Origin of the sequence: Alysiella crassa DSM 2578 (assembly GCF_000745955.1) — a bacterium.
GTDB classification, from domain to species: Bacteria; Pseudomonadota; Gammaproteobacteria; order Burkholderiales; family Neisseriaceae; genus Simonsiella; species Simonsiella crassa.
Window position 1 is genome coordinate 63,528 of sequence record NZ_JQKH01000004.1, and the last position, 23,272, is coordinate 86,799.

Annotated in this window: 22 protein-coding genes; 11 read left to right on the forward strand and 11 right to left on the reverse strand. The window is 46.3% G+C overall.

Annotated elements, in window-relative coordinates; genetic code table 11:
* The first annotated feature begins 70 nt into the window (after positions 1-70).
* A complete protein-coding gene (locus tag Q338_RS00830; protein WP_034291040.1) occupies positions 71-754 on the forward strand; it encodes a hypothetical protein in 684 nt (227 codons plus the stop codon).
* A 91-nt stretch (positions 755-845) separates the two neighbouring features.
* Here the strand turns inward: Q338_RS00830 and Q338_RS00835 are convergent, their stop codons facing one another.
* Positions 846-2,111, reverse strand: coding sequence for an alpha-hydroxy acid oxidase (locus Q338_RS00835; protein WP_034291042.1), 1,266 nt, complete (start codon positions 2,109-2,111; stop codon positions 846-848).
* Positions 2,112-2,216: 105 nt separating this feature from the next.
* Here Q338_RS00835 and ung point away from each other — a divergent pair, with 105 nt between their 5' ends.
* Complete coding sequence (ung, locus tag Q338_RS00840; RefSeq protein WP_034291043.1) at positions 2,217-2,876, forward strand: uracil-DNA glycosylase; 660 nt, start codon at positions 2,217-2,219, stop codon at positions 2,874-2,876.
* A 42-nt stretch (positions 2,877-2,918) separates the two neighbouring features.
* Here the strand turns inward: ung and Q338_RS00845 are convergent, their stop codons facing one another.
* The 4 genes from Q338_RS00845 to Q338_RS00860 form a co-directional block, all read right to left on the reverse strand.
* The gene (locus Q338_RS00845) at positions 2,919-4,019 is read right to left on the reverse strand and encodes an anhydro-N-acetylmuramic acid kinase (protein ID WP_034291045.1); all 1,101 of its coding nucleotides are present in this window, start codon (positions 4,017-4,019) and stop codon (positions 2,919-2,921) included.
* 83 nt (positions 4,020-4,102) lie between these two features.
* On the reverse strand, positions 4,103-5,200 hold the full coding sequence (locus Q338_RS00850) for a phospholipase A (protein ID WP_051968376.1): 1,098 nt from the start codon (positions 5,198-5,200) through the stop codon (positions 4,103-4,105).
* 151 nt (positions 5,201-5,351) lie between these two features.
* Positions 5,352-5,993 carry a TetR/AcrR family transcriptional regulator gene (locus tag Q338_RS00855; RefSeq protein WP_084693437.1) on the reverse strand — a complete coding sequence of 214 codons (642 nt, stop codon included), beginning with the start codon at positions 5,991-5,993 and terminating at the stop codon, positions 5,352-5,354.
* A gap of 21 nt (positions 5,994-6,014) precedes the next feature.
* The gene (locus Q338_RS00860) at positions 6,015-6,758 is read right to left on the reverse strand and encodes a TatD family hydrolase (protein ID WP_034291049.1); all 744 of its coding nucleotides are present in this window, start codon (positions 6,756-6,758) and stop codon (positions 6,015-6,017) included.
* A gap of 214 nt (positions 6,759-6,972) precedes the next feature.
* Here Q338_RS00860 and leuE point away from each other — a divergent pair, with 214 nt between their 5' ends.
* The 7 genes from leuE to Q338_RS00895 all read left to right on the forward strand — a co-directional run bounded on the left by leuE (position 6,973) and on the right by Q338_RS00895 (position 14,064).
* The gene (leuE, locus tag Q338_RS00865; RefSeq protein ID WP_034291051.1) at positions 6,973-7,635 is read left to right on the forward strand and encodes a leucine efflux protein LeuE; all 663 of its coding nucleotides are present in this window, start codon (positions 6,973-6,975) and stop codon (positions 7,633-7,635) included.
* Positions 7,632-8,288, forward strand: coding sequence for a Fic family protein (locus Q338_RS00870; protein WP_034291052.1), 657 nt, complete (start codon positions 7,632-7,634; stop codon positions 8,286-8,288). The genes leuE and Q338_RS00870 overlap by 4 nt, the downstream gene beginning before the upstream one ends.
* A gap of 130 nt (positions 8,289-8,418) precedes the next feature.
* The gene (locus Q338_RS00875; RefSeq protein WP_034291054.1) at positions 8,419-8,832 is read left to right on the forward strand and encodes a hypothetical protein; all 414 of its coding nucleotides are present in this window, start codon (positions 8,419-8,421) and stop codon (positions 8,830-8,832) included.
* A 12-nt stretch (positions 8,833-8,844) separates the two neighbouring features.
* Entirely contained in the window at positions 8,845-12,060 is a 3,216-nt protein-coding gene (gene carB / locus Q338_RS00880) for a carbamoyl-phosphate synthase large subunit (protein ID WP_034291056.1), read from the forward strand.
* 95 nt (positions 12,061-12,155) lie between these two features.
* Positions 12,156-12,602 (forward strand): virulence factor, encoded by a 447-nt coding sequence (locus Q338_RS00885; protein WP_034291058.1) that lies wholly within the window; start codon positions 12,156-12,158, stop codon positions 12,600-12,602.
* Positions 12,603-12,717: 115 nt separating this feature from the next.
* Entirely contained in the window at positions 12,718-13,311 is a 594-nt protein-coding gene (locus tag Q338_RS00890) for a hypothetical protein (RefSeq protein WP_147293718.1), read from the forward strand.
* A gap of 183 nt (positions 13,312-13,494) precedes the next feature.
* A complete protein-coding gene (locus Q338_RS00895) occupies positions 13,495-14,064 on the forward strand; it encodes a hypothetical protein (protein ID WP_034291062.1) in 570 nt (189 codons plus the stop codon).
* An 87-nt stretch (positions 14,065-14,151) separates the two neighbouring features.
* On the opposite strand, the gene purN is transcribed toward Q338_RS00895, so the two are convergent.
* On the reverse strand, positions 14,152-14,781 hold the full coding sequence (purN, locus tag Q338_RS00900; protein ID WP_034291064.1) for a phosphoribosylglycinamide formyltransferase: 630 nt from the start codon (positions 14,779-14,781) through the stop codon (positions 14,152-14,154).
* A gap of 249 nt (positions 14,782-15,030) precedes the next feature.
* Positions 15,031-15,840 carry a glutamate racemase gene (gene murI / locus Q338_RS00905; protein ID WP_034291066.1) on the reverse strand — a complete coding sequence of 270 codons (810 nt, stop codon included), beginning with the start codon at positions 15,838-15,840 and terminating at the stop codon, positions 15,031-15,033.
* A gap of 124 nt (positions 15,841-15,964) precedes the next feature.
* Between murI and Q338_RS00910 the strand changes: the two genes are divergently transcribed.
* Complete coding sequence (locus Q338_RS00910; protein WP_034291069.1) at positions 15,965-17,182, forward strand: murein hydrolase activator EnvC family protein; 1,218 nt, start codon at positions 15,965-15,967, stop codon at positions 17,180-17,182.
* 457 nt (positions 17,183-17,639) lie between these two features.
* Here the strand turns inward: Q338_RS00910 and Q338_RS00915 are convergent, their stop codons facing one another.
* Together Q338_RS00915 and aroQ are read right to left on the reverse strand one after the other, a co-directional pair.
* Entirely contained in the window at positions 17,640-18,467 is an 828-nt protein-coding gene (locus tag Q338_RS00915) for a shikimate dehydrogenase family protein (RefSeq protein WP_034291071.1), read from the reverse strand.
* A gap of 10 nt (positions 18,468-18,477) precedes the next feature.
* A complete protein-coding gene (gene aroQ / locus Q338_RS00920; RefSeq protein WP_034291073.1) occupies positions 18,478-18,927 on the reverse strand; it encodes a type II 3-dehydroquinate dehydratase in 450 nt (149 codons plus the stop codon).
* A 196-nt stretch (positions 18,928-19,123) separates the two neighbouring features.
* Between aroQ and mnmC the strand changes: the two genes are divergently transcribed.
* Positions 19,124-20,665, forward strand: a complete 1,542-nt coding sequence (gene mnmC / locus Q338_RS00925; RefSeq protein WP_034291075.1) for an FAD-dependent 5-carboxymethylaminomethyl-2-thiouridine(34) oxidoreductase MnmC — start codon at positions 19,124-19,126, stop codon at positions 20,663-20,665.
* A gap of 201 nt (positions 20,666-20,866) precedes the next feature.
* Here mnmC and Q338_RS00930 read toward each other — a convergent pair whose 3' ends face one another.
* Positions 20,867-22,303, reverse strand: a complete 1,437-nt coding sequence (locus Q338_RS00930; RefSeq protein ID WP_034291077.1) for a S41 family peptidase — start codon at positions 22,301-22,303, stop codon at positions 20,867-20,869.
* Between the two features lie 291 nt (positions 22,304-22,594).
* Complete coding sequence (locus tag Q338_RS00935) at positions 22,595-22,831, reverse strand: GlsB/YeaQ/YmgE family stress response membrane protein (protein WP_034291079.1); 237 nt, start codon at positions 22,829-22,831, stop codon at positions 22,595-22,597.
* Positions 22,832-23,272: the final 441 nt, after the last annotated feature.

Here is a 23,272-nt window from a genome sequence, read left to right on the forward strand (position 1 = left end):
CCTGAAAATGCGAAAATGGCGTTTCAGGCTGCCTGAAGATTTATTTTTCAATTAATACAAGGATTTTATGATGAAAAAATCATTACTCACTTTATTATTACTCGGTGTATTGAGCGCGTGTTCGCAATCTGATGACACGCAGAAACCCACATCACCATCATCGTCTGCGACAAAAGTTGCTGCACCATCGGTTAATTCATCTACCGAAAAATCAGCAGAACAACCAGCAGTACAATCAGATAAAGCCAATTCTGATGATGCAGGGATTCTGAATTACAAAGAAAAATTAGACATTGCCAAAATTGGTTTGGCATTACAAGAAGCAGGTTTTGCTGAAGCTGCAAATAATGGTAAAGAAGCAGAATGGAATCAACGTCTTGCTTCTGCTAAAAGCAATGAAGATGTACAATCCGTGTTGCGCGAACAATTGGCGATTTACCGTAAAGGCGCGGAATATTTGGCAAGCAAACAGATGGACAGCACACAGGGTAAAGCGGTGCATGAAAAATTATTGGGCAGTATTCAAGGCGCACAAGCGGTACTGGAAAAAATGACTACCATAGATTTGGCTTCGCCTGAAGGCGTGGTTCAGGCAAATGAATTGATGCCCAAAGTGAAACAGCACATGCAGGATTTGGCACAAGGTATGCAAATGTGGGTGGAAATGATGAAAAACAATGGTTTCTCGCCTAGTGAAGCTGATGAAGCTAAATTGAGAGAAAAACTCAAAGAGTTGGAAGAAAAAATTCGCTGATTTCAGGCAGCCTGAAAATGAAAACACCATGATAAATATAGATTTATCATGGTGTTTTTTTGTTGAACGCGTTTTCAGGCAGCCTGAAAAATTACCACATTGTGCCAAAACGCAGGGAAGCGCGTGGCCAGCCGTATAATTCTTCATAAATGCGATGGCGTTGTTGCACAATGCTTTCGCGGCGTTCTGCGCTGCTCAATGGGCGAGTGTGGTCAATCAGAATGTCGCGTCCCACGTTTTGCAATTGGCGATGACCTGTAAACGCCATGGTTAAATCCATTTCGCGGTACAAAATTTCTAAAGCGCGGCGCACGCCGTCTTCGCCAAATGCGCCCAAACCATACAATGCGGCGCGACCTGTCATAAAGCCACGCGCACCCATTGCCCATGCTTTGAGCATGTCTTGACCGCTACGAATGCCGCTGTCCAGCCACACTTCGGTTTTGTTGCCGACCGCGCTGACAATATCGGGCAAGGCTTGGATAGACGACAATGAACCGTCCAATTGGCGACCGCCGTGATTGGAGACAACAATCGCGTCCACGCCGTATTTGGTGGCGATTTCTGCGTCTTCTGGGTCTAAAATGCCTTTTAGAATGATTTTGCCGCCCCATAAGTCTTTGATTTTGGCGATGTCGTCCCAATTGAGCGTGGGGTCAAATTGTGCATTTGCCCATGATAACAGGGCGGATACATCGTGAACATGTTTGGCGTGTCCGATGATGTTGCCAAAAGTGCGGCGGTCGGTGTTGAGCATACGCAAACACCATTCGGGTTTGGTCGCCAATTGCAGCAAATTCGGCACGGTGGGTTTCATGGGGGCAGACAAACCATTTCTGATGTCGGCATGGCATAAACCAACGCCTTGCAAATCCGCGCTTAAAACCAGAGCGGAGCAATTGGCGTTTTTGGCGCGTTGAATCAAGCTTGCCATAAATTCGCGGTCGCGCATGGGGTTGAGTTGAAACCAAAAGGGTTTGCTGGTGTTGTGTGCCACATCTTCAATGGAAGCAATGGACAGGGTGGACAAGGTGTACGGCACACCAAATTTTTCTGCTGCTCGTGCGGCGAGAATTTCGCCATCGGCACACAGCATACCTGCCAAGCCAATGGGGGCAACGGCTAACGGCATGGTGTATTCTTCGCCCAATAATGTGTGTTTCAGGCTGCGGTTTTCTGTATTGACCATGACTTTTTGGCGCAATTTGATGGGCGTGAAGTCGCTGGTATTGTCGCGTAAGGTCGTTTGTGTCCAAGAGCCTGATTCTAAATAATCAAAAAACATTTTGGGGACTTTGCGTTTGGCAACTTGGCGCAAGTCTTCAATACAGGTCATTTTGCTTAAATCGTGTCTCATGGCAAGCCTTTTGGATTCTAGAAATTTGGGGTTTATGTCTGAACTTGGTATTATAAACGTTTCAGGCTGCCTGAAAAATATTTTTCATCATTTGGAGTGGTTTTTATGGAAACTTGGCAACAGGTTTTGGGGGCGGAAAAGGCGCAACCGTATTTTCAGCAATTATTGGCTCGGATTCGGGCGGAGCGTGAACGCGGCGATGTGATTTTTCCGCCTGCGCCCGAAGTGTTTAACGCTTTGAAATTAACAGAGTTTGGCAAGGTGCGCGTGGTGATTTTGGGGCAAGACCCGTATCACAATGTGGGGCAAGCGCATGGTTTGGCGTTTTCGGTACGCGAAGGGGTGCAGATTCCGCCGTCTTTGGTGAATATTTACAAGGAATTGGGTGATGATATTGCTGGGTTTACCGCGCCGACACACGGCTGCCTGAATCGTTGGGCGGAGCAGGGCGTGTTGTTACTGAACACGACATTGACGGTACGCGCCCACGAAGCCAATTCTCACGCGCAATATGGTTGGCAGACCTTTACCGACCGCGTGATTGAGCAGGTGAATCAACACCGTGAACACGTTGTGTTTTTGCTGTGGGGCAGCCACGCGCAGAAAAAAGCGGCGATGATAGACCGCCGCAAGCATTTGATTTTGACTGCGCCACACCCATCGCCTTTGTCGGCGTATCGTGGATTTTTTGGCTGCAAACATTTTTCGCAAACCAATGCGTATTTGCGTGAACACGGGCAGCCTGAAATTGATTGGCAGATTTAATTTAAAAAATTAAATAATTATATTTTCAGGCAGCCTGAACATTCACGCAAAACACCCCGTTCCCAAAATCACCGCTTTGTTTGCGCCTGTGGCTTGCGGTGGATTGCTGGGCACTTGCTCGCACCAACATGCTGCCAACCAGCCAAACGCCGCCGCTTCCACCCATTGCGGGTCAAGCTGCAAGGCGGTGGTGCTGTACAAAGTGATGTTTTTTGGCGACAAATGTGTTTTCAGGCTGCCTGAAAGCGTGGCATTTGCTATGCCGCCGCCACAGACAAATACGTCTCGCGCAGTCGGTGCGGCTTGGATAATCGCGTCTGCGATGGTTTGCGCGGAAAATTCGGCTAATGTGCGTAACACGTCATGCGGATTTTCATTGCCTGTCAAATGGTTGCGTAACCAGTTGAGCGAAAACAATTCGCGCCCCGTGCTTTTCGGATAAGGCAGACGGAAATAGTCGTGCGCACACAAACGGGTTAATAAATCGGGCAATATTTGCCCTTGCGCCGCCAACTCTCCATTTTTATCATAGGGTTGCGACCAAATGGTTTGCGTCCATGCGTCCATCAGCATATTGCCCGCGCCTGTGTCAAAACCAAACGCCGCGCCATCGGCAGGCAAAACGCTGATGTTGGCAATGCCGCCGATGTTCAGCACCACACGCGTTTCATTGGGCTGGGCAAACAGGGCTTGATGAAACGCGGGGACGAGCGGCGCACCTTGACCGCCCGCCGCCAAATCGCGGCTGCGAAAATCGCCAATGGTAAAAATCCCTGTTTTTTCAGCGAGTAAGGGCAAATGACACAATTGTACGCTGTAGCCATGTTCGGGCGCGTGGCGCACGGTTTGTCCATGACAGCCGATGGCGCGAATCTGTTGCGGCGACAGATTTTCTTGTTGCAACAATTGTTTAACCAAATCGGCGTATAAATTTGCCAATTCTATGGCGAGCATTTGGCTGCGGTGTAATTCATTGTTGCCGATGTTTTGTAAATCAAGCAGTTGGCTTTTCAGGCTGTCTGAAAATGGGGTAAATGCGTGGGCTTCGGCGGCGAGCCAGTTTGCGCCGTTCATGCGGATTAACACCGCGTCTGCGCCGTCCATGCTGGTGCCTGACATGATGCCTATATAGAGATTTTCCATAAAATCAAATTCCTAAAATCATTCTAATAAATTTCAGGCAGCCTGAAAAATATGCAGGCTGCCTGAAATCAGTTTACCATCAATTAAATCCCGTCCCAACCACGGAACATCACGCCAATACCAATCCCCGTTTGCTTGTGATTGTAATCCAAAATATTTTCGCCGTAGCCGTGAAAACCTTGAATCACGCCATTGAGTTTGCCTTTGATGGGGAAAATGTAATTTAATTCCACCGCGCCCTTGTTGTGGAAAGGATTGTAACGCAAGGTTGATGAAATAAATCGTTTATCATCAAGTTGATAGGCAACTCTTACATCGCCAAAACCCATATAATCGGTAATGTCGTTATTGTCGTCTTTGCTTTTGTCGGACGGATCTACACGCGCCCACACGCGTGGCACGACGGTTAATTTATCCCATTCCATGCCCGCCATCGCGTAAACCCGATTCCACGAGCGTGAAGCGGGGCGACTTTGTCCATTGGAATGGTGCACAAAACCCGTGCCCAACATACGCAATTTACCGCCCCACGGCAAATCCGCTTTCACAGGCTGCGTTAAGAAAATTTCGGGCTGATAATCGTTGTTGCGAAACGGCGCGGAATCGTCGCCAAAATTATACATTTGCCAATTGGATTGCTGGGTGTAGCCAAACCACAAATCGGCTTTGGTTTTGAATAAATCTTGCATTAATTTGGTTTTAAAAGAAAATTGGAATTTGCCTTCAATGCGTTTTTGCTTTGCCTGAATATCGTTTACGGTCGTGCCGTGAGATGGGCTGTGGGGATAATAATTCGGGCTGGTGTTGTACCACGCGGGCAGGGCATACATGGAATTGTGTTCCCGAATGGTCAGCAAGCCATTTGGATTATTTTCATCTAAATCAAACAGTTCGCTCAAAGGCGTATTCAAATGTTTCACGCCAATTTGTTCCGTCAAAACCACTTGAGCGGATTTGGTGTCGCGGCTGGCTTCCAGCGTTTTTTCCAAATCCAGCACATCGCGGCTGGTGGTGGTGATGGGTTGTGGCGTTTGCAATTGCTGTTTTACGCTGGGGTCGTTGGCGATTTTATCGTAGCAAGTTAAGCGTAACTGATTGTCGGCAATGCTTAAACACGCCGCAATATCGTTGGGCGTGGCGGCTGGTGTGGTGGGCGCGGCATAAGCCAAAGGCGCAGCCATGCTGGTAAACAGGGAAACGGGTAAAAGCAAATTTTTCATATTCAAATATTTATGAGGGCGTAAATGTGATTAATCAATGTGTTCTGATTTCAGGCAGCCTGAAACATACAAGTGTGATTGTAACGTAAATTAATTACTTCACAAATAAATTTTACAAAAACAACGCCCTAAACACCCAATCTAGTCGTAATTCAATCACATCATCGGATAAATATTCGGGCAACGCGTCTTGCACCTGCGGCGGCAACATGCCCAATTGAGCAAATTGCGCGGTAAACAATATCGGCGCGGTGGTGGCGGACGTGAGAAAATTCAAACGCACCAAATATTCGCGTTCCGACCATTCGGGTGCACATTCGCGCAACAACGCACCCACCAGCGCAAAATGTTCATGTGAACGCGAGCGCAAAAACGCCGCCACCACGTCCGCGCCGTCCGCGCAATCGGTCAGCATGCGTTGCAGCCATGGCAAATGTTCCCGAATATTGATGGCAACGCCGCGCAGCAACATACGCAATTGCATTTGCGGCGGCAAGGTGTTGTCTATTTGCATATTGGGGGCAATTTGTGCGTGGTGTAATGCGAGCATGGTGTGAATGAAATCATCTTTATTTTCAAATAAATGATGAAACATTCCCGAGCTCAAACCCGCTTCCGCCGCCAATACGCGCACCGATAATTTGTGATAACCCAATTCGGGATACAAACGCAAACCCGCCGCCAAAAATTGATGATGAGACGGAGATAATTGAGTGAAATCAAACATTTTCAGGCTGCCTGTGTTTTTGGACATGCGTCCAAATATAACAAAATATCAGGAAATCATCAATTCAGTTAAATTGCGTTCCAATGCCGCCGCCAAGTTTTCCAAAGACAGATTGCGCACATTTGCCAGAATTTGAGCGATTTTGGCGACATTTGCAGGCATGTTTACCGCATTTCGCAGCATATATGGGCTATCCGTTTCCAATAATAGGGCGGACAAGGGCAATTCTGCCGCCGCCCGATGAACTTTTTTCGCATTTGGATTCAACAAGAGTGAGCCTATGCCAATTTTAAAACCCAAATTTATCAATAATTTCGCTTCTTCAAGGCTGCCTGAAAATGCGTGGACAATGCCACCATGCGTGAATTTCGCCTGTTTCACCGCGCCAACAATTGCCGCCGTGCTGCGCACATTATGCACAATAATGGGGCGATGAAAATGTTGGGCGAGTAAAATTTGTGTTTTGAAAACAGATAATTGGCTTTCCATTGGCACATCAATTAGCGCGTCCAAACCGATTTCGCCGACCCAAATATGGGGATTTTGGCTCAAAATATCTGCCAATTTATCAGCGAAATCAGTATGGTGTAGCGCAAACCAAGGATGTATGCCAATCGCTATTTGGCGAACAAAATCGTGTTGTGCTAAATTTAAAACACTTTGCCAATCAGATAATTGTGTGGCAGGTACAAGGCAGCCTGAAACGCCAAACTGTTGCGCGGTGGCGATGGTGGCGGTGAGCGTATCTATGAGTGGCGGTGCGGCAAGGTGGCAATGGGTGTCGGTAAACATTTTTTAATAAATTATTTGGTAAATGAAAGGGTTAATCTGTTTTCAGGCAGCCTGAAAAAAGTGGTCTTTATCTATTTTAACATTTCTTGTCAAGTCTTGAACGTAAGCCTGATTTTGCTTAAAATACCTTGCTTTCACGGACAACAAAACTCACGAAAGCGCGTTTACACCATAAATATGGTGGCGCGTTTTTTTTTAAATATAGAAAATGAATATGTTTGGTATTACTGATTTAACTGCATATGTGATTGGCGCAATTGCGATTGTTTTATTGCCAGGTCCTAATTCTATGTATTGCTTGACAGTTGCCAGTCAGCATGGTGTGCGAGTAGCGTATCAAGTGGTTGTTGCGATTTTACTGGGTGATTTAATATTGATTTTGGCAACCGTGTTGGGCGCAGGCACCGCATTACAGCTCTACCCAACTTTATTTCACGCCATACGCCTGTTGGGTGGCGCGTATTTGGCGTATTTGGGTTGGAATTTGATTCGTGCTGGCGTGAAAAAATGGCATTCTATTACACCAAATAGCCAAAATCACGATGAAAATGCCGTTTCAGGCAGCCTGAAAACGCCACCGCAAGGCATATTCACACGCGCCCTGATGTTGAGTTTGAGCAATCCGAAAGCGATTTTGTTTTTCCTGTCGTTTTTTGTGCCGTTTGTAGACCCAAATTATCCCAATCCAGCTTTGTCATTTTTGATTTTGGCTTTGATTATTCAGATAATCAGTTTTACCTATTTGAATATCTTGGTTTTTTCGGGCTACAAATTGACGCAGACTTTTCGCGCTCGGGTGAAAACTTCGGCGGTGGCGATGGGGGCTGTGGGGCTGATGTTTATTGGGTTTGCGGTGAAGATGTGGTTAAATAAATGATTTTTCAAGATAAGTTTAAACTAACATTGGCAGAAAACCGATTTTTAGCCAAGAAAAACATCGTGGAAATGATACATAGCATTTCGCGCTTGGAAAATGTGAACACGACTTTTCCGCAAACCAAAACCATTGTGGACGGCATGAGTGTGAGTGGCGTGTCCACCGATGATGTGCAAGTGATTTTGAATTTGAAAAATGCGTGGCAATTTGTGTTGAAATCGGATTTGCCGTTTGATTTGGCTTTTTGTTGTAAAATCAATGGTTTTGTTGCATACAATGAAAGTTTGGCGTGGGGCGAATTGCGGACTGGGAATGTGGGCATAAGTGGTGTGGGTTTTGTGCCGCCTGTTCCCATTCAAAATCAGGTGGAACAAGTGTTTGCCGATTTTTTCAGGCTGCCTGAAAGCGCAACTTACCGCATTCTGAAAACCATGTATTACATGATGCGTAGCCAGCTTTTTTGGGACGGCAACAAACGCACGGCGATTATTTGCGCGAATTATCAGATGATTAGGGCGGGTTGCGGCATCATCAACATCAATGAAATGCAACTGGAACAATGGCATACGCTTTTGTCGGCATTTTACGAAAGCAATGATGACCGCGAGCTGATTGTGTGGACTTATAAAAATTGCGTTTATGGGATTTCGTGAGTTGCAGGCTGAAAGTCCGAGTGGACGGCAAAATGTAGGGTGCGTACCACGCACCAAATTTGCCAACAAAATGAAATTTTTGCAATGAATTGGTGCGTGGTACGCCCCCTACTTAAATTGAGTACGAATTATGAGTTTTTGTAAAAGAAAAAATATTAGTGATAGAGAAATTTTAAAAATTATCTATTATCTTTATTTTGAGGAGTTTGATAAATTATCAGATTCAAAAATTCTTATTCAAATAGATTTAGAAAAAATTTCAATTAAATCAAATGTAAGCACTGGTGAGTTATTTGGAAGAATTTATCATTACTTACATCCTAAATATAAATTTACCCATGAAATAGGAAGTTCATCTTCATTATTTCATATTAATTTACAAAATGGCAAAAACAAACAATGCTCTGTAAACTTCCCTATTTTATGTAGTGTTTTAGGTCAATTAGAAGAAGATTTTTACAATAAAAAATTAACTTTATCTATTGCATTTTTGTCCATGTTTATTAGTTTAATCAGTTTAGTTATTACCATATTATTTAAGTGAAGAGAAACCACCATGCCCAAAAGAACCGACCTTAAATCCATCTTAATCATCGGTGCAGGCCCCATTGTCATCGGACAAGCCTGCGAATTTGACTATTCTGGCGCACAAGCCTGCAAAGCCCTGCGCGAAGAAGGCTACAAAGTCATCTTGGTCAATTCCAACCCCGCCACCATCATGACCGACCCCAATATGGCAGACGTTACCTACATTGAGCCGATTATGTGGCAAACGGTGGAAAAAATCATCGCCAAAGAACGCCCAGACGCAATCCTGCCCACCATGGGCGGACAAACCGCGCTCAACTGTGCCCTTGATTTGGCGCGAAATGGCGTGTTGGCAAAATACAATGTGGAATTGATTGGCGCAAGCGAAGACGCGATTGATAAAGCCGAAGACCGTGGTCGTTTTAAAGACGCCATGGCAAAAATCGGCTTGTCCACGCCCAAGTCTTTCATTTGCCACACCATGAATGAAGCCCTGCGCGCCCAAGAAGAAGTGGGCTTTCCCACCCTGATTCGCCCGTCTTTCACAATGGGTGGTTCGGGCGGCGGCATTGCGTACAACAAAGATGAATTTGTCGCCATTTGCGAACGCGGTTTTGACGCATCACCCACCCATGAATTGTTGATTGAACAATCCGTTTTGGGTTGGAAAGAATACGAAATGGAAGTCGTGCGCGACAAAAACGACAACTGCATTATCGTCTGCTCCATTGAAAACTTTGACCCGATGGGCGTACACACGGGCGACAGCATTACCGTTGCGCCAGCGCAAACCTTAACCGACAAAGAATACCAAATCATGCGCAACGCCAGTTTAGCCGTGTTGCGCGAAATTGGCGTGGACACTGGCGGCTCCAACGTGCAATTTGCGGTAAACCCTGCCAATGGCGAAATGATTGTGATTGAAATGAATCCGCGCGTGTCGCGTTCGTCTGCCTTGGCGAGTAAGGCGACTGGTTTTCCGATTGCGAAAGTGGCGGCAAAATTGGCGGTCGGCTACACGTTGGACGAACTCCGCAACGACATCACAGGCGGTCGCACGCCAGCTTCGTTTGAGCCGAGCATTGACTATGTCGTTACCAAAATTCCGCGTTTTGCCTTTGAAAAATTCCCTACCGCAGACGACCATTTGACCACGCAAATGAAATCGGTGGGCGAAGTGATGGCAATGGGGCGCACCATTCAAGAATCGTTCCAAAAAGCCTTGCGCGGTTTAGAAACGGGTTTGTGTGGATTCAATCCGCGTTCTGCCGATGAAGACGAAATCCGCCGCGAACTCGCCAATCCGCGTGGCGAACGCATGCTTTTTGTGGCAGACGCTTTCCGCATTGGCATGAGTTTGGACGAAGTGCATGAAGTGTGTGCGATTGACAAATGGTTTTTGGCACAAATCCAAGATATTGTTTTGGAGGAGCAAAAAATCGTTTCAGGCAGCCTGAACGATTTGGATTATGCCACTTTGCGCCGTTTGAAACGCAAAGGTTTTGCCGACAAACGCATTGCCCAATTATTGGGGCTGCCTGAAAAACAAGTCCGCGAACACCGCTACGCGCTCAATTTGCACCCCGTTTACAAACGTGTGGACACTTGCGCGGCAGAATTTGCCAGCGACACGGCTTATTTGTATTCCACTTACGAAGAAGAATGCGAATCGCGTCCCACAAACAACAAAAAAATCATGATTTTAGGCGGTGGCCCAAACCGCATTGGTCAAGGTATTGAATTTGACTATTGCTGCGTACACGCCTCGTTGGCATTGCGCGAAAGCGGTTTTGAAACCATTATGGTGAACTGCAACCCAGAAACCGTTTCCACCGATTTTGACACATCAGACCGCCTTTATTTTGAACCACTTACGCTGGAAGACGTGTTGGAAATCGTCCGCACCGAAAACCCATTTGGCGTGATTGTGCATTATGGCGGACAAACGCCCTTGAAACTTGCCAACGCACTGGTTGAAAATGGCGTGAACATCATCGGCACATCGGCTGACGCGATTGACGCAGCAGAAGACCGTGAACGTTTCCAAAAAGTGTTGAACGAATTGGGTTTGCGCCAACCGCCCAACCGCACCGCGCGTAATGAGCAAGAAGCCCTTGTTTTGGCAGAAGAAATTGGCTATCCGCTTGTGGTTCGTCCGTCTTATGTTTTGGGTGGTCGCGCCATGCAAGTGGTTCATTCGCCTGAACAATTACAAACTTATATGCGTGAAGCGGTGCAAGTTTCCGAAGACAGCCCTGTTTTGCTGGACTTTTTCTTGAACAACGCGATTGAAGTGGACGTGGATTGCGTTTCAGACGGCAAAGAAGTCGTGATTGGCGGCATCATGCAGCACATTGAGCAGGCAGGCATTCACTCGGGCGACTCGGCTTGTTCGCTGCCACCGTATTCGTTGAGCGTTGAAATTCAAGATGAAATTCGCCGTCAAACCAAAGCCATGGCGTTCGCGCTGGGCGTGGTTGGCTTGATGAACGTGCAATTTGCGGTGCAAGATGGCGTGGTGTTTGTGCTGGAAGTCAATCCGCGCGCCAGCCGTACCGTGCCGTTTGTTTCCAAAGCCACAGGCGTGGCGTGGGCGAAAGTGGGCGCACGCTCAATGGCAGGCATTTCCTTGCAAGAACAAGGCATTAGCAAGGAAGTCATTCCCGATTTCTATTCTGTGAAAGAGGCGGTGTTCCCCTTCATCAAATTCCCTGGTGTGGACACGATTTTGGGCCCCGAAATGCGTTCCACAGGCGAAGTGATGGGCGTGGCGGAAACCTTTGGCGAGGCGTATTTGAAAGCGCAGTTGGGCGCGGGCGAACGCATGCCCACCACAGGCAAAGTGTTTTTAGCCGTGAAAAACGAAGACAAACCTTTGATTTTACAGACAGCCAAAAATTTTCAGGCTTTGGGATACGGTTTGTGCGCCACACGCGGCACGGCTAAATTCTTGGCGGAAAACGGCATCATCGCCCAAACCGTGAACAAGGTGCGCGAAGGTCGTCCGCATATCGTTGATATGATTAAGAATGGCGAAATCGCGCTGGTGGTCAATACCGTGAACGCGCAACCGCAAGAAATTGCCGACAGCCACAGCATTCGCCGCGATGCCTTAACCGCGCGTGTGCCACAATACACCACGATTGCAGGTGGCGAAGCGATGAGCGAAGGTGTGAAATCGTTGAATCAAATCGGTATTTTCAGCGTGCAGGAATTGCATGACAGATTGAAGAAATTGGCTTGATTTTGTGATTTGAGATGAAATTCAGGCAGCCTGAAAAGTTGGGAAACTGGCTTTCAGGCTGCTTTAATAATTGAATTGAAAGGATAATATTTAAAATGGACAGAACCTTAATTGTCTTTGATATGGACACGCATTGTTTGGAAGAAAATTACCACAATACGAGTTGGCACAATGCTTACGCGGACATTCAGCGCATTTTGAAACGGCACGGTTTTACCAATATTCAAGGCACGGTTTATTTGTCAGATGTGGGGATTAAACAAGCGCATGGCACATTGGCATTGCAGGAAGTGGCGGCACGTTTTGAATGGTTTTACACTTGTGCGAGTAATATTCAATTCTATGAATTAAAAGATGATTTTAACGCACAGTTTATTGTGGACGGCGTACAAGCGGCAAGATTGGCGTTTAAAAAGCGCATGGAAGAAATGAAAAACGAAATGTTGGCGGCTGGTTTTGATGCAGATAAAGTGGAAGAAATCATGCAAAAACGGCAATTCAGTTTGGAAGAATGGCAAAATAGCCCAATGATTGAAAAATAAAGTTTCAGGCTGCCTGAAATGTTTTTATTTTAAAATATTGATTTTTTTTTTTTTTTTTTGTTGTATAATGTTAATTATTGATTTTATCAACAACTTAAAAGAAAGTGTTTTGCACATGAAAGCCAAAATTTTATTCTCCGCCTTAATTGCCTTGTCTGCTTTTTCCTTAACCGCTTGTGGTGGCGAAAGCGCACAAAAAGCCCCCGAATCCACTGCTGCACCCGTTGCCACTTCTGCACCGCAAGCCGAGCAAAAACCAGCAGCAGCCAATCCAGAACAAGCCAAAGCCGAATTGCAACAATTGTTTACTTGGTATGAAGGTTCAACCAAAAAATTAAACGATATACAACAAGAAGTGGCACAAAAAACCCAAGAAATTCAAGCAGCCAATCCCAATGATGCCGAAATGAAAAGCAAAATGGCAACTGTGGTTAAAGAGCATTCTCAAAAACAAATCAGCCAATTTGAAGCATTTTTGAAAGAATTGGATGGCATTAACACGCAACAAGCAGAATCGCAAGAATTGAAAGCATTATTTCAAAAGAATTTTAAAAATCAAATTGATATGTTGGATTTTACCATCAAAATGGTTGAAAAACCCGACCCCAGCATGAAAGCAGAATTGGAAAGCAAAACACAGGTTGCAATGACAGACGCGCAAAATTTAAACAATTTAATGATGAATTTGCAACAAAAATACGCAAAATAAATCATTGATAAATTGAAGTAACTTTACGCTCTTTCCCTGTGGGAGAGGGCTGCTGCTCAACAAGCTCTCTCCAACTCTCTCTCATGGGGAGAGGGGGCTGGTTTGTGGGTAAATTGACAGTTACTTCTTCCGAGTTCACGTTATTGAATATTTTGATTCAAAATCAATCACAGCGAGTTGCACATGAAAAATATTTTGATGAAGGCTTTGGCGGGGATTTCATATTTGTTTTTGGTAATGGGTATTGGTTTGTTGGCATCGGCTTTGTTTTTTGCCAATAAAGCCGAAACAGGTGGTGGCATTCCCGCGCAAAATGAACTGAAAACCGCCAGTGGTCAAGCCGTTGAAGGGCGCGAGGTTACTTTGGAAACCAAACGCCGCAGGGGCATAGACAGTAAAGAAGTTTTTTATGAGATTGATTTGAAAGAACAATCTGGAAAAATCATTCAATTGCGCTTGGATAAAACCATTCCCAAAAATCAGGTGGAAGCCATGTTAGATGGTACTTTGACGGTGCAATACGATGATTCGGACAACAATTTGACCTATGATGTGAAAAAAGACAATCAATCTTTAATTGCCTATGCGGATTTGGCAAAAATGGCGCAGGAAAAAGCAAACAAACAAGCGGCATTTTTCAGCAGTTCGGATATGTATGTTTCATCAGCTTGGTGGATAGGGATTGGTGTGGCTGGCTTGGCGTTGCGCCGCCGTTTGACACGCAAAAAGGCAAGTGAAGTGGTTTCATCTTGATTGGCGATTTGATGTGAAATTCAGGCAGCCTGAAAGAAAGTGGGGAAACTTGCTTTCAGGCTGCCTTTATTTTTGTGAATTCAAATATCACGCCAATAATTGCGCTGATTTATCCGCTTGATTTTGTTTAACAACACGTTTGCCGTCAATTTTCAGGCTGCCTGCAACAAAATCCGCCACCGCTTGCGGAAATAATTGATGCTCCACCGCCAACACACGCGCCGCCACATCGTCTGCGGTGTCGCCGTCCACAATCGGCACGACACCTTGTGCGATAATCGCGCCATTGTCCAGCACTTCGGTAACAAAATGAATGGTGCAACCTGCCACGCGGCAGCCTTCATCAAGGGCGCGTTGATGAGTGTGTAAGCCTGTAAACGATGGCAGCAGAGACGGATGAATATTGATGCAACGGTTTTCATAATGTTTGCAAAATTCGGGCGTGAGAATCCGCATAAATCCTGCCAATACCACCAAATCAGGCTCATACGCGTCAATCAGCACCATCATGGCGTGGTCAAATTCTTCGCGGCTGGCAAATTCTTTGTGATTGAGACTGGCGGTGCGAATGCCGCGTTCTGCCGCCCACGCCAAACCTGCGGCGTTGGGATTATTGGACAATACGGCGGCAATGTGGGCGTTGGGGATATTCGCGTTCACAATGGATTGCATATTGCTGCCGCGCCCAGAAATTAAAATAACAATATTTTTTTTCATATTCAAAATCTTATGGTTAAAAATAAATAAAATCAGTCAGCATAGTAAAAAAAGTAAGCCAAATACAAAAAGCCCAACAGTTTCATTCACAAAAAATAGTTCAGGCAGTCTGAAATTCTAAACTATTTGAATTTAAACAATTTTTTATTTATTATTTGGCTTGCTTTTCTAAAAAGTAAGTCGCCGTGCGGTGATAGGGCGCACGCCGTAGGCAAACTTGTCAGGCAGCCTGAAACCGCGTAAACCAAATTAACCCAAACGCATCATCTCAATTTGTTCCAAACTGCGCCCCAAAAACCGCTCGCCAATCGTTTGAAAACGCAGGGGAATGTCTGACACATAAAAGCGGTAATCGGGCATTTGCTGGCTTTGGTTGAGCAAATTGGCATGGGACAAGGCTTGCGCGGTGGCTTCGGCGGTGGTGATGGAGCTGTCCACCAGTTCAATATTGGGGGCTTCTTGTTTCATCAAGGGTTTGAGTAGGGGGAAATGGGTGCAGCCCAAAATCAGCGTGTCCACATGGTCTGCCAAAATCGGTTTTAAATATTCGCGCACGGTTAAACGGGTAACTTCGTGTTCCAGCCAGCCTTCTTCCACCAAAGGCACGAGTAGGGGGGTGGCTTGCGACAAAATGCGCGTGTCGGGATTGTGGGCGTGTATGGCGCGGGCGTAGGCATTGCTGTTTACGGTGGTGCTGGTGGCAATCACGCCGATGTGATTGTTTTGCGTGGTTTTTAAGGCAGCCTGCGCCCCCGCGTCAATCACGCTCAACACGGGCATATTGCCCGCCATTTGCTGAATGCGTTTATACGCCACCGCCGCAATCGTGTTGCACGCAATGACCAAAGCCTTGACTTCGTGTTGCATTAAAAAATCAACGATTTGCAAGGAAAATTCTTCAATTGTGTTACGCGATTTCGTGCCGTATGGCACACGCGCCGTGTCGCCAAAATAGACAATATTTTCATGCGGCAAACGCTCCATCAGCGCACGGACAACAGTCAAACCGCCCACGCCAGAATCAAATACGCCAATTGGTTTGTGGTTACTTTGAGACATGATTTTAGCTTTACAAAAATGATGATGGCGTATTTTACGCGTAATTGTGCTTTTCAGGCAGCCTGAAAAAGAAGGCAGCCTGAAAATCCGTTATAATTTCACTTTCCCTATTATTGAGAACATCATGAAACGCACCCTATTAGCCCTATTATTGATTAGCTTTGGCGCATACGCCGCGCCCGAATCCAGACAATCTATTCACGATTTACCCCAAAGCAAGCAATTAAAATCAGTCAAAAAACAACTGATTAGCGAACAAAAAAAATTGCAAGAAAAACAAGCGCAACAAAAACGTGCCCAAGAAATTTTGCGCCAAACGCAATTAGCCATCGCCGCCGCTCGTCGTGAATTGGACGAATTGAATCGCCAACAGCGTACATCGTGGGCGAAATTACAAGATTTACAAAATAAACTCAGTCAGTTACAAACCGAAGTGGGTAATACGAAAGCGCAAATTTCGCGTTTACTCGTTAGCAATTACAAAAATCAACAGCCCAATTCGGTAGTGATTTTTCTGAAAAATGCAGATAGCAACCAAAAAGCGCGTTTTTTACAATATTCGCGCTATATTAATGCAGCAAATGACGCGGTGATTAAAAAATTATCCGAACAACAAGAACAGCTTGAGCAACAGGAAACCGCCATTCATCGTGAATTAGAACGCCTGAAAAAATTGGCGCAAGTGCAACAAAAGAAATTGCATGAATTGGGTCAATCCCACCAAGCGGCGGTGGCAGACAGCCAAAAATTAAATGGCGAAATCAGTTCACAAAATAATAAAATCAAGGAATTGCGTGAAAGTGAGCAGCGTTTGGCGAATGTGTTGAGCGAAATCAACAGCAAACGCATTGCCCAATTAAAAGCGCAGGCTGCCGAAAAACAAAAATTAGCCAAACAACGTGCCGCTAATCCACAAAATCCACCCACCAAATCCGCGCCCGAAGTGGAAATGGTGCAAAAATTCAGCCGTTTGCAAGGCACGATGCGCCGTCCTGTTTCGGGCAGCATTGCGGGGCGTTTTGGGCAAGCGCGTAATGGTGGGGGGATTTGGCGCGGGGTGTTTATTGCGACTGCGCCGTCTGCGGTACAAGCGATTGCGGCGGGCGAAGTGGTGTTTGCCAGCGATTTGGGCGGCTATGGTAAAACGGTGATTATTGACCATGCCGATGGTTATGTGTCTGTTTACACAGGATTAAGCAGCATGAATGTGGCATTGGGCGAGCGTTTATTGGCGCGACAAAGCGTGGGCATGAGCGGCACGCTGCCAACTGGGGAACAGGGTTTGTATTTTGAAATTCGTTACCGCAATCGCCCGATGAATCCATTGGCGTGGGTGCGTTAATATTTTGATTGGATTAAATAATTAGGCAGCCTGAATAATCTTTCAGGCTGCCTTTTTATGATAACGCGAACTCGGGATAAGAAAAATTAAAAATTCCATACAAATAAAATACTTGCGTAGGGTGGGTGCTTGAACCCACGCGCTTTCAGGCTGACTTTCAGTACACGACAATTTTACCAATGCCAAATAGGTAGGGCGCACCCTACGATTATTTTTGTCGTGTACCGAAAGGCTGCCTGAAAAATATGGGGAAAATGGCTAATCGTTGAGCTGGACAGCGTGGTACGCGGCGCAACGCGTGTTCAACGCCATGATATATCGCCCATTTTTCTGTTTTCAGGCTGCCTTTTTATTATATAGTGGATTCAATTTAAATCAGGACAAGGCGACAGCGACCGCCGTGTACACTGAGTACATAAGGGAGCTGGCAACGCAGTACTGGTTTAAATTGAATTCACTATAATTTCGCCAATCGCCGCAATTCATCGGGCGTGGTGCTCGGCAAAGCAAAATATTCCAAATACGCAGGAATTTGTTCAAACAACATATCGGTGGCGACTTGAATTGTACAGCCACGCGCCGCCGCCGCCGTCAAAAATGGGGTCATGGCGCGGCTTAACACCACTTCGCCCACAAACGCATTCGGCGCAATGCGCGACACGTCCATGGGCAAAGGGTCATTGTCATACATGCCCAAAGGCGAAGCGTTTACCACCAAATCAAAACCCTCTGGGTCATTGCTGCCCGTTTCCACCTGCAAATTGGGATAATGCGTTTGCAAACGCGAAGCCAATGCCGCCGCTTGCCCTGCATTTGGGTCAAACAAAGCCAATCGAGCCACACCAGCCGCCGCCAAACTCGCCGCAATCGCGCTGCCTACCCCACCACAACCAACCACCAACGCCGATTTGCCTTGCGCGACAAAACCTTTGCGTATCATGCCGCGCACAAAACCTTCGCCGTCAAACATATCGCCTTCCAATTTGCCGTCTGCGCCGCGCCGCACGGCATTGCACGCGCCTGCGATTTGGGCGGTGGGCGATAATCTGTCCAATAAATCCACGGTGCTGACTTTATGTGGCATGGTAATCAATGCGCCCACCGTGTTTTCATTGCCAAACACGGCACGAAGAAAGGCAGGATAATTGTCCGCCTGACACGCAAACGGCACGACCACCGCATTGATTTCGTGTTCGGCAAAATAGGGGTTGTAAATCATCGGCGATTTAAACGTTTGCGTGGGATAACCGATGTGGGCAATGATTTGGGTTAAGCCATTAATCATGAATATTTCCTTAATTTATTGATTTTTTTGCCAATTCGCGCACACAAAAGCGCAACGCCGCTTCATAACCATACGTTCCCAAACCCACAATCACGCCCACCGCCTTATCCGACAAATACGAATGATGGCGGAACGCTTCACGCGCATGCACATTGGAAATATGCACTTCCACAAAGGGAATCGCCACCCCAGCCAAAGCATCACGAATCGCCACGCTGGTGTGGGTGTACGCGCCCGCGTTGATGATGATGAAATCTGCTTGCCCACGCGCCTGTTGAATGCGCGTAACCAAATCGCCTTCACAATTATGCTGAAAATGCACCACGTCCACGCCCAAATCTGCGCCCAATTGCGCCAAATGCTTGGCAATATCTGCCAAAGTTTCCGCGCCATAAATATGCGGTTCGCGTGTGCCGAGCAAGTTTAAATTCGGGCCATTAATCACCAAAATTTGTGCCATAATACAATCCTTATTGTGAAAATGTGTTGAAAACCGCCAAATTGTAAACCAAATTAGCCGCCACCGTCTTTCAGGCAGCCTGAAAAACATAAAAACGGATAATTTGATTCTATTATTGGCATAATTTCATTATTTTTAAAATTAAATCAACATAATTTACCCAAAAAATCTATTTTTAAAAACAAAAATGGCAAATATGACAATTTTTGCATGGAACGCGCCACCCACCACCACCGAACTGTGCGCCGCCCACGCCCAACACCTTATCATTGCCTTGCCCGACAAAACTTTGCCCGATTGGTCGGACAATCCCATTTTGCAGGCTGCCTTGTCGTGCGTACAATTTAATGGCGCGAATGTGCTGGAAAATGTGTTGCCCAACAAAACCTTATGGCTAATGCCTGAACACGCCGCGCGGCGATTGTCGGATTATTTTGCTGAACGCGAAATCCATTGGCAAACCGAAGCCGTGCCACAAGAACAGATTGCGCCTGAAAAATTATGGTTCAGGCAGCCTGAACCTATTTTTTCAGAAGTCAAAACGCAAGTGTTTGATGTAATTGTGATTGGCGCGGGGATTGCAGGCGCGGCAACGGCATATGAATTGGCGCGGCGCGGCAAACGCGTGGCGGTGCTGGACGCGGCGGCGCACGCGGCGAGCGCGGCTTCGGGCAACCGTCAAGGTTTGCTGTACGCCAAAATTTCGCCACACGACACGGCGCAGACGGAATTATTGTTGTGCGGCTACGGCTACACGCGGCGATTGCTGGAAAATGTGTTGCCCAATCAAGAAGTTTGGGGCGCGACTGGTGTGTTGCACATCAATCACGACCACGCGGAAACGCAGCGCAATGCGGCTTTGGCGCAGCAGTTTTGGCATGAACATTTGTATCGCGGCGTATCGGCGGCGCAAGCGACTGATTTGGCGGGTGTTTCGCTGGAACAGGGCGGTTTGTTTTGGCAACAGGGGGTGTGGTTGAATCCGCCTGCTGTGGTGGCGGCGTGTTTGGCGCAGGAAGGTATTGATTTTTATGCAAATTGTCGGGTGGTGGCAGCAGAATTTGATGGCGAATATTGGCACGTTCACAGCACGGGCGGTGTGTTTGTGGGCTGCCATATTGTGTTTTGCGCGGGCGCAAGTAGCCCGAATACGCCGATTGTGAGCGAATTTCCCTTTCAAATCATACGCGGGCAAACCAGTTTGGTGGCACAATCGGCTTATTCAGGCAGCCTGAAAACGGCGTTGTCGGGCAGTTCCTATATTTCGCCAGCGTGGGACGGTGTGCATTGTTTTGGCGCGACTTTTTTGCCCAACGATGACGGCGATGATTGGCGCGAAACCGATGAATTTGCCAATCAAAATGAATTGGAAAAATTAAATTATCAATTATATCAATTATTTGAATTTTCAGGCGGCCTGAAAGGACACGCGGCGGTACGTTGTGATGCTCACGACCATTTGCCTGTGGTGGGTGCGTTGGGGCAGCCTGAAAAAATGCAGCAGGTGTACGCCAAATTGGCATTGGACAAAAATTATCGCTTGACCGCGCCTTGCCCTTATTATCCGAATGCGTGGGTGAACACGGCGCATGGCAGTCGGGGTTTGGCGACTGCGCCAATTTGTGCGGCGTATGTGGTGGCGATGATTACGGGTGAGCCTGTGCCTTTGTCGCGGCGTTTACAAAATGCATTGCACCCCAATCGTTTGATTATTCGTCATATTATTCGTGGAACTTGATTTTTAGGAGGATTTTGAAGATGGTGAAGAAAATGGTGTTTTCATTGGTGAAAAAATATGTGTTGCCTATTGTGGTGGCAAAAGTGGTGCGGACGGTGCAACAAGGGCAGCGGAAGTAGCAAATTAGGGAGTGTATAACTCAATGGAAAAAGGCAGCCTGAAACCCATTTTCAGGCTGCCTGATTCATTTAAATCTGTTGATTAATCTTCAGATTTTTTCACTTCCACAGGTTTTTTCGCTGCTAAACCCAAAGAATTTTTCCATTCTGTAGGATTTTTGATTAAATCCAATGCTTTACGCAATTGGTCGTCTTTTGCGGGATTCGGAATGCGGCGCGAAGAAAGGTCTTCATCATTTTTCTTCTTGTCTTTTTCAACGGGTTGAGCATTTTCCACCACGCCGCCTTTCACATCGTCCGCGCCCAATGGATTGCCGATGTGTCCGCCCAAATCCGCTTCACGCGATTCAAATAAACGGTTTTTATCGGTAACTTCCACGTCTGGCACAATGCCCACCGCCTGAATGGAACGGTCATTTGGCGTGTAATACAAGGCAGTGGTGATTTTCACCGCGCCACCATTGCTCAAAGGAATTACCGATTGTACCGAGCCTTTGCCAAAACTGCGTGTACCAACAATCACCGCACGTTTATGGTCTTGCAATGCGCCCGCCACAATCTCCGAAGCCGAAGCCGAACCCGAATTAATCAACACCGTTACAGGAATTGTCTTCATTTCAGTAGGCAAATTTGCCAATGGGTCTTTGCCCATGCCCATCGTGTAATCCTGCGCTTGTGCTTTGAGCAGCATAGATGGCTTATTGTCGCGTCCTTTGGTGCTGACCACCGTGTCTGTGGGTTTCAAAAACACGGCGGACACGCCCACCGCGCCCGTCAGCAAGCCCCCTGGGTCATCACGCAAATCCAATACCAAACCTTTGAGTGGTTGTTTGTTTTGCTTGCTTAATTCCTGAATGCTCTCTGCCACCGATGGCACGGTACGTTCTTGGAACTGGCTCACGCGCACATAACCATAATCTTGCTCCAACAAATGATGGCGCACACTTTTCACTTTGATGATGGCGCGAGTCAAATTCACCACAATTGGCTTACCTGCGTCTTTACGCGATAAAGTCAGCGTGATTTTCGTCCCTGGTTTGCCGCGCATTTTTTTCACTGCGTCTGTGGTGGTCATGCCACGCGTGGAGTCATTGTTGATTTTCACAATAAAATCGCCGCTTTTAATGCCAGCGCGTTCCGCAGGCGTGTCTTCAATCGGCGAAATCACTTTAATCATGCCATCTTCCGCGCCGATTTCCATGCCCAATCCGCCGAATTCACCTGTGGTGCTTTCTTGCAATTCGCCATAGCCTTTTTTGTTCATGTATTCGGAATGTGGGTCTAGTCCCGATACCATGCCTTTGATGGCGTTTTCCAGCAATTTTTCATCGGTTTCGGCGGTAACGTAATTGGCTTTCACTTGCCCATACACTTCCGCCATTGTGCGCAATGATTGAATGGGTAAATTGTCTTTTTTCGCCGAGTCTGCTGCAAAGGCTTGCACGCTCACACTTAAGGCAATGCCACTAATCGCACCCAACGTGTACAAACTGATTTTTTTCAACATAGGTTTTGACATGGTTTACTCTATTTAATTGTAAAAACAAAAGCCATAAGATTAGGCGATTTTCAGCAAATAGAAAAGGGGAAAATGTGAAATTTTATGCAAAATCAAGTTTTATAGTCGTAGAAATGAAAATGCAGTACAAGGCGACAACGCCTGCCGTGTACGAATAGTACATAAGGGCGTTTGCAACGCCGTAATGCTTTTTCAGTTCTGCGACTTATAGACACGATTTTGAACTTTTTTACCCACAAATTAAGGCAGCCTGAAAAATGATGTTCAGGCTGCCTGATGAATATCATTCGCTTATTTTTTCATTTTATTATAAATGGTTAATAAAATCGCTGCAGTAATCACGGAAGCAATAAACCCCGCAGCTTCATTCGGCGCATACCAACCCAAACCGCGCCCAATCACGCCCGCCCCAAATGAGCCCATAATCCCCAAGAAAATCGTGGCAATCCAACCCATTGCGTCTTTCCCAGGTTTAATCAAACGCGCCAGCAAACCCACAATCAAACCAATAATAATCGACCAAATCATTGTTTTTTCCTTTTCATTCAGTTAATCAAATAAACAGCAGAAAAAAGTATAACAGAAAAAACGTCCGATTTTGTTTAATTGGGTATTTTTGATGCAATATTTGTAAAGATAAAATATAAGACCATTTTTCTTTTCAGGCAGCCTTTCAGTACACGACAATTTTTTGAAATAACCACAAACCTGTCCCCTCCCCCGTCTCCAACGGGGGAGGGCTAGGGTGGGGGAAAATTTGTGGAATAAATTAATTGTCTTGAAAATCAACGAACCCCCACCCTAACCCCAGACCTGCCAAGTTCTAAATCATTTTCACAATACGGTCAATCCGATTGGCAAATCTTGCCAACCAATCTTTCCATTTATTGAAGCCATTAAATCGTGCAATATTTAATGCCCAACTCATTAGAACCGAATAGCAAGCTGCGGTATTCTTATTGCGAATAA